The 6,869-nt window shown below is 71.8% G+C and carries 6 protein-coding genes; 2 read left to right on the top strand and 4 right to left on the bottom strand.

The window, feature by feature from the left end:
- The first annotated feature begins 118 nt into the window (after positions 1–118).
- Together ACJMNC_RS12430 and ACJMNC_RS12435 are read left to right on the top strand one after the other, a co-directional pair.
- Positions 119–1,321 (top strand): glycoside hydrolase family 76 protein, encoded by a 1,203-nt coding sequence (locus ACJMNC_RS12430; protein ID WP_408948276.1) that lies wholly within the window; start codon positions 119–121, stop codon positions 1,319–1,321.
- 125 nt (positions 1,322–1,446) lie between these two features.
- Entirely contained in the window at positions 1,447–3,510 is a 2,064-nt protein-coding gene (locus ACJMNC_RS12435) for a CocE/NonD family hydrolase (RefSeq protein WP_408948277.1), read from the top strand.
- A gap of 93 nt (positions 3,511–3,603) precedes the next feature.
- Here ACJMNC_RS12435 and ACJMNC_RS12440 read toward each other — a convergent pair whose 3' ends face one another.
- The 4 genes from ACJMNC_RS12440 to rplA form a co-directional block, all read right to left on the bottom strand.
- Complete coding sequence (locus tag ACJMNC_RS12440; RefSeq protein WP_408948278.1) at positions 3,604–4,092, bottom strand: TIGR04338 family metallohydrolase; 489 nt, start codon at positions 4,090–4,092, stop codon at positions 3,604–3,606.
- A complete protein-coding gene (locus ACJMNC_RS12445) occupies positions 4,089–4,919 on the bottom strand; it encodes a DUF2786 domain-containing protein (RefSeq protein ID WP_408948279.1) in 831 nt (276 codons plus the stop codon). Before ACJMNC_RS12445 ends, ACJMNC_RS12440 begins: the two co-directional genes overlap by 4 nt.
- 91 nt (positions 4,920–5,010) lie before the next feature.
- A complete protein-coding gene (locus ACJMNC_RS12450) occupies positions 5,011–5,967 on the bottom strand; it encodes an L-lactate dehydrogenase (protein WP_408948280.1) in 957 nt (318 codons plus the stop codon).
- A 108-nt stretch (positions 5,968–6,075) separates the two neighbouring features.
- Complete coding sequence (rplA, locus tag ACJMNC_RS12455; RefSeq protein WP_408948281.1) at positions 6,076–6,792, bottom strand: 50S ribosomal protein L1; 717 nt, start codon at positions 6,790–6,792, stop codon at positions 6,076–6,078.
- Positions 6,793–6,869: the final 77 nt, after the last annotated feature.

A 6,869-nucleotide genomic window follows, 5' to 3' on the forward strand; every position in this document is an offset into this window, starting at 1 on the left:
GGGCCGCCGATTCTCATCGGGCCTTCGATCGGGACGCATCCCGACGACCAACGGTCTCTGGTTGAACTCGACGCGCCGACCCGATGGGCCGACGCACCGCCCTCTAGGCTAAACGGCCATGCGCACCGATGCCAAATCGTCGTCCGGCGACGACGCCGCCCGGATCCTCCGCCGTGCCGAGGAGGCGCTCGACGCCCTGCGCGAGCGCCATCTGCGCCGGCTCGGTCACGTGGTGCCGGGCACCCGGATCGGCGCCCCCGCCTGGCCGCCGGCCGGCCGCTTCGGCTCGCGCCGGCGGCTGACCGCGTCGTGGAACTACTGGTGGCAGGCCCACCTGGTGGATCTACTCGCCGATGCCGCCGCGCGCGGCGATCGCCGGGCCGCCGGCGAGGCCCGCGCCCTGCTGCGCGGCATCCGGATCCGCAATGCGGGGCGCTGGCGCAACGACTACTACGACGACATGGCCTGGCTGGCGCTGGCCGTCGAACGTCTCGACCGGCACAGCGCCCCACCGGCTCTGCTGCGCCACGAGCGGGCCCAGCGGCTGTTCACCGGGGTCTTCACCGACGCCTGGGCGCCGGAACTCGGCGGCGGCATCCCGTGGCGGGTCACCGACCACTTCTTCAATGTGCCGGCCAACGGCCCCGCGGGCATCTTCCTGGCGCGCCGGGGCCGGCTGGAGCGGGCCGCGCAGATGAGCGACTGGATCGCCGCGACCATGCTGCTGCCGAGCGGACTGATCGCCGACGGCGAGTGGCTCGAGGCCGACGGCTCGCGACGGATGGTGCGCAACGTCTACACCTATTGTCAGGGCGTCACCCTGGGCCTGGACCTGGAGCTGTACCGCAGCACCGGGCAGGAGCGCTTCCTGAACCGGATGACCGCCCTGGTGGCCGCGGTGGCCGGGCAGCTCACCACCGACGGGGTGATCCGCGGCGGCGGGGGCGGCGACGGCGGCCTGTTCGCCGGAATTCTGGCCCGCTACCTGGCACTGATCGCCACCGACCTGCCCGAGACGGCACCGGGCGGCGAGGCCCTGCGCCGGCAGGCCGCATCCCTGGTCCTGGCCAGTGCGGAGGCGGCGTGGGAGGGCCGCGCCGAGGTCGCCGGGCGGCCGTTGTTCGCCGCGGACTGGAGTCGGCCGGCGGTGATCCCGGACGCGGCCGGCGCCGCCGGGCGCTTCGACGGCGGCGCGGTGGGCTCCTCGGCCGTCCCCGAACGCGATCTGTCGGTGCAGCTGTCGGCCGCGATGGTGCTCTCGGCCGCCGCCTCGGTCACGGCGCGGTCACCCGAACACACCGATACTGTGACCCCCGATTAACAATCTGGAAACCACTCGTGCTTAATTGGTACTCGGGCGGTTAAGTGAGCTGTGACACATCACGGCCCCTTCGCCGCCGTGGTCGGCGCCTCACCCGAGAGGCGCCGGGACGAGAGGAAGCACTCGTGACGCTTGAGCTCGACTTCGACGACCAGAGCCCGCAGCGCGGTACCGCCGCCGGTGCGCGCACCCGGGTGACCGCCGTTCCCGAATACCGGGACGCGCAGGGCGGGGCCGATGCGATGGCCTGGCTCGAGGCCGTCGACGGGCGCCCGGCGTATCCGCGGGTGCACATCGATCGCAGCGTCACGATCACCATGAGCGACGGCGTGCGGCTGCGCGCCACCGTCGTCCGCCCGGCCACCCGCCTGGGCAAGCCGGTGCGCGCCCCCTTCCCCGCCGTCCTCAACATCAACCCGTACAACCGGGCCGTCCTCGACGGTCTGGACAACTTCCTGCACGGCCCGGGCGTCGGCCGCGCCGTGCGCTCGGTGACCGGCTCTATGCGCTACGACGACGGCCCGCTGGCCGGGGCCGGCCGCATCGTGCGCACCCTGGGTCTGGGCCTGTGGGACGTCTTCGGCATCAACCGCAATCTGGTGCAGTCCGGCTACGCGCAGGTGCTGGTGGACGTCCGCGGCACCGGCGCCTCGCACGGACGCTGGGAGATCCTGAGCCCGCGCGAACAGCAGGACTCGGTCGAGCTCATCGACTGGATCGCCGAACAGGAGTGGTGCGACGGCGCCGTCGGCATGGCCGGCTGGTCGTATTCGGCGATCAACGCCATCCAGGCGGCGGCACTCGACCCGGAGCCGCTCAAGGCGATCTTCGCGGTCGAGGGCACCGCCGACGTGGTCCGCGACATCTACATCACCGGCGGCATGCCGTCGTCGTTCATCCCGATCTGGCTGGCCATGGTCAACGCGCTCAAGTGGCTGCCGAATCCGGCGACGGTGCTCGGCGACACCCTGCGCGGCGATCAGGCCCGCTGGCTGCACGACCGGCTCGCCTCGCCGGCCAGCGAGATCCCGTCGCTGCTGTGGGGTTTCCTCACCGCCCGCGACGACCGGATCTTCGACGCCCCGTACTTCGCGGAGCGCGCCCCCGATCTGGAGAAGATCACCGCCGCCACCTTCACCGTCGGCGGCTGGCACGACCTGTTCGGCCGCAGCGCCACCCGCGTGTACTCGCAGCTGCAGATGGAGCCGGGCCGCAAACAGGCCCTGATCGCCGACGGCTACCACCTCGATCCGGGCTGCGACCACGGCGGCGCCGGTCAGCCGCCGCGTCTGGACGTGCTCGAGCGCGCCTGGTTCGACCGCTGGCTCAAGGGCATCGACAACGGTGTGGAGGATTACGGCCCGGTCACCATGCAGCAGCAGGGCGGCGGCTGGTCGTGCGGCAGCAGCTATCCGCGCGCCGAGGTGCGGCCGCGGCGACTGTTCCTCACCGAGGAGGAGTCGGGCACCGCGCCGCACGCCCGGCACGACGGCCGGCTCGGCACCACCGCCGCGTCCCGCCGCCGGTCGCTGCGGATCCGGCCCGACCTGCGCGGCTTCGTCTCCCGTGATCTGTCGCAGGTGCTCGCCGGCCTGCCGATCGCGTTCGGCGAGAAGTTCTCCACCGATGCGAGCTTCCAGGAGGCGGGGGCGCTCAGCTTCACCAGCGAACCGGTGACCCGGCCCACGCAGCTCTCCGGTCCGATGAATCTGCGGCTGAACGTCTCGACCACCGCGCATGAGGGCATCTGGGCGGTCACCGTCAACGACGTGGCCCCGGACGGCACGTCGACGGTGCTCACCAACGGTGCGCTGACCGCCTCGAACCGGGCACTGGACACCTCCCGCTGCACCTACGCCGAGGGCGGCACCCTGATCGACGCGGTGCACTTCCTCACCCGGGAGCGGCGTCTGCCGGTACCGCCCGACGAGCCGGTGCGGATCGACGTCGACACGGTGCCCACCGACGCGGTGCTCGCGCCCGGCCACCGGCTGCGGGTGGACGTGTACGCCGCCTCGCTGCCGCGCTACCTGACCATCGTCCCGGACCTGATCAAGGCCCGCGGACGCCGCCAGCAGCTGGTGCTCGATCCCAACAAGCCGAGCTACCTGACCTTCCTCACCGACGGGGACCTCGGTGCGGAGCCGGTGCCCACCGAGAGTCAGCTGCGCCCGATGACCGCGGGCTGATCTCGCGGTCGTGTTTCGAGTTCGCGGCCTGAGCCCAGGCCGCGAACTGGAAGTGAGGCAGCGACGCGGGTCGTGGGCTGCCCGCTCCCCGGGCTACAGCAGCCCGGCATCACCGAGGAGGACCCGGTAGACCAGGGCCAGTTCGGGTCCGAGGACGAGCCCGACGAGGTCGATGAGCGTGTTCGCATAGGCGCGGCCGTGCGCAGGTCCGTCGCCATCGTCGAGGTGATGGGCCAGCTCGTGGAGGACGACCAGCTCGCGCAGCGCCCACCGGCCGTCGCGATCGTCCGGAACGGCGATCTCCGCGGACCCCGGCGAATAGTGGGCGGCGGCACCGGATCTGCGGCGCCGCACCGTGATCGGGATCTGCGCACGCGGAAAGTGCTCACGCACCGATGGCAGCGCGAGCACGCGATCCGCGTACTCCTGGATGTCCTCGACCGAGCCGAAGCGCGCCTCGACGGGCAGCGTCAGGGTGGTCCCGGCCAGCTGGACGGTGTGGGCCGGGCCCGCCCGCTCCACCAGGTCCAGGACCAGCCGTTCAGTGGCGTAGAACCGGCTGCGGGCGGCATCGCGGGTCACTGCCCCAAAGCTCCCCGGGGAGCGCCGAATTCGCGCTCGGTCCCGAGTCTGGCACGACGTCCGGCCCGGTCCCCGGCCCGGCGGGCCGCCGACGAGTATCCCGCGCTGGCGCTGCTCGGCCGCCAGGTGCCGCGTGCCTGCGAGGCGCTCGAGTAGTAGTCGGCCACTTCGATCTCCTTGTCGCGCAGGGCGATCGCCGTGGACGACCGCGCGGCGCCCTCGGCCTGGTCCCGGGCCAGAGCCTGCTCGCGTTCCTCGTCCCGGGCCCTGGCCAGCCGGGCCCCGATCCGCTCGGCGAAGGCCGACTGGAAGTTGAGCCGGGCGGTGATCGGCGAGAGCGGCTTCTCCTCGACCACCCGGCGACGCCGGCGCCCCTCCGTGCGGGTCACCACCTGCCGGGCCGTCTGGTTCTTGTACTCGCCGGACTTCAGGTAGGCGCTGCTCGCCGCGACCATCTGCACCACCAGCGAGGCGTACAGCGCCTGCACCGCATCGATGTCGGCCTCGAAGCCGTAGGCGATGACGTAGGTGGAGTTCGACGCCACATCGCAGGTGATGTCGTTGGCGCGGGCGATCTGCACGAACAGCTGCACAAAGGTCCGCAGCCCGCGTTTGCCGGCCTGGCCCACGGTGATCTTCCGGGTGATCGGCACCGACCGCTTACGCAGCGCCGGATCGTGCGCGCGGGCCACCGCCAGATCGATCGACGATGCCGTCGCCAGCCGCTGGGCCGCGGCCATGAAGGCCTGCGCCTCGTGCTCGTTGTCGGTGCCCTCGGCCTGGCGCAGCAGACCACCGATCCGGGTGAGCAGTTTCTCGTCGGTCATGTGTGCCACGGTAGCGATCGCCGCGCCGGCCGGCCGCGCCGCCGTCCACAGTCCCGGCCGACGATGCGGCCGCGTCCACAGGCCGGGGCGGTCAGAGCCCGAAACGCCGCTGCAGGTCCTGCAGAGTGGTTGCCGAGGCCCGCAGCGCGGCCAGTTCGTCGGCCGACATCGACACCGGCAGCCGCCGGCCGGCGCCGTCGGCGTCGACCACCGTGGGCAGCGAGAGGCAGACATCGGCGATGCCGTGCACCGGCTCGTCGAGCAGGGTCGAGACCGGCAGCACCCGGTGTTCGTCGGCCAGCACCGCCTCGGCGATGCGGGCCGCGGCCAGCCCGATGGCGTAGTTGGTGGCGCCCTTGCCCTGGATGATCCGGTACGCGGTGCCGACCACCTCGGCGTGAATGGATTCGCGTGCGGCCGCCGAGAGCGGTTCGCGGCCGGGCAGCGGCTCCCAGTCGAGCAGCGGGACGCCGCCGATGGTGGCCGACGACCAGAGCGGGACCTCCGAGTCGCCGTGCTCGCCCGCGATGTAGGCGTGCACGTTCTGCACCGACACCCCGCAGTGCTCGGAGAGCAGGAAGCGCAGCCGCGAGGAGTCGAGGACCGTGCCCGAGCCGAAGAGCCGGGTGCGCGGCAGCCCGGTGAACTTCAAGGCGGCGTAGGTGACCACGTCCACCGGATTGGTGACCATCACGACGATCGCGTCCGGGGCGGCCTCGACGATCGGCGGAAGCGCGGTGCGGGTCAGTGCGATGGTGGCCTCGGCCAGTTCGAGCCGGCTCTGCCCGGGCTTCTGCTTGGCGCCGGCGGTGAACAGGATGACGTCCGAGCCGGCGCACACCGACGGATCCGGTCCGCCGGTGACCGCGGCCCGCGGCACGAACTCCAGGCCGTGCGAGAGGTCGAGGACCTCCGCGGCCACCTTCTCGGCGTTGACGTCCATCAACGCCACCTGCCGCGCCACTCCGCGGATCAGGGCCGAATAGGCGATGGCGGTGCCGACCGCACCGGCGCCGATGATGCTGATCTTGCGTCCACGAGGCTCCATGGGCATGACGCTAGCGCGGGCCGCGCCGCCGGGCGAGGCGAACGGCGACCGACGACGATGCGCAGCGCCCCCGGCCACGAGGTGGCCGGGGGCGCTGCGACGGGGAACTCAGGCCTGCGGGGCCTCGGCGAAGTTCCGGCTGACGGCCGGATCAACCGGGACGCCCGGACCGGTCTGGCTCGAGACGGTGACCTTCTTCAGGTACCGGCCCTTGGCGGCCGACGGCTTGGCGCGCATGATCTCGTCGTAGGCGGCACCGTAGTTCTCCGCGAGGGCCTTGGTGTCGAACGACGCCTTGCCGATCACGAAGTGCAGGTTGGCGGCCTTGTCGACGCGGAAGTTGATCTTGCCGCCCTTGATGTCGTTGATCGCCTTGGTCACGTCGGTGGTGACGGTACCGGTCTTCGGGTTCGGCATCAGGCCGCGCGGACCCAGGACGCGGGCGATCCGGCCCACCTTGGCCATCTGGTCCGGGGTGGCGATCGCGGCGTCGAAATCGAGCCAGCCGCCCTGGATCTTCTCGATCAGGTCCTCGGCTCCCACCTCGTCCGCACCGGCGGCCGTTGCCTCGGTGGCCTTGTCTCCGGCGGCGAACACGATCACGCGGGCGGTCTTACCGGTGCCGTGCGGCAGGTTGACGGTGCCGCGCACCATCTGGTCGGCCTTGCGCGGGTCCACGCCCAGGCGGACGGCGACCTCGATGGTGGCGTCGGTGTTCTTCGAGGAGGTCTCCTTGGCGAGCTCCACAGCCTCCAGCGGGCTGTACAGCTTGTCCCGATCGATCTTCTCAGCGGCGGCCTGGTAGGCCTTGCTCTTCTTGCTCATCTGCTCTGTTCCTTCTTCTCGGCCGGTGGCCGGGAGTGAGTGGTTAGTGGGCCGAGCGCGGCCCTCCCACGGGGTTG

Origin of the sequence: Gordonia sp. VNK21 (assembly GCF_046098115.1) — a bacterium.
Taxonomy (GTDB): Bacteria; Actinomycetota; Actinomycetes; order Mycobacteriales; family Mycobacteriaceae; genus Gordonia.

What these genes read in the sequence shown, in the direction of transcription:
- rplA (WP_408948281.1), bottom strand. Translation starts at nt 6,792, where the DNA reads ATGAGCAAGAAGAGCAAGGCCTACCAGGCCGCCGCTGAGAAGATCGAT.
- ACJMNC_RS12430 (WP_408948276.1), top strand. Translation starts at nt 119, where the DNA reads ATGCGCACCGATGCCAAATCGTCGTCCGGCGACGACGCCGCCCGGATC.
- ACJMNC_RS12445 (WP_408948279.1), bottom strand. Translation starts at nt 4,919, where the DNA reads ATGACCGACGAGAAACTGCTCACCCGGATCGGTGGTCTGCTGCGCCAG.
- ACJMNC_RS12450 (WP_408948280.1), bottom strand. Translation starts at nt 5,967, where the DNA reads ATGGAGCCTCGTGGACGCAAGATCAGCATCATCGGCGCCGGTGCGGTC.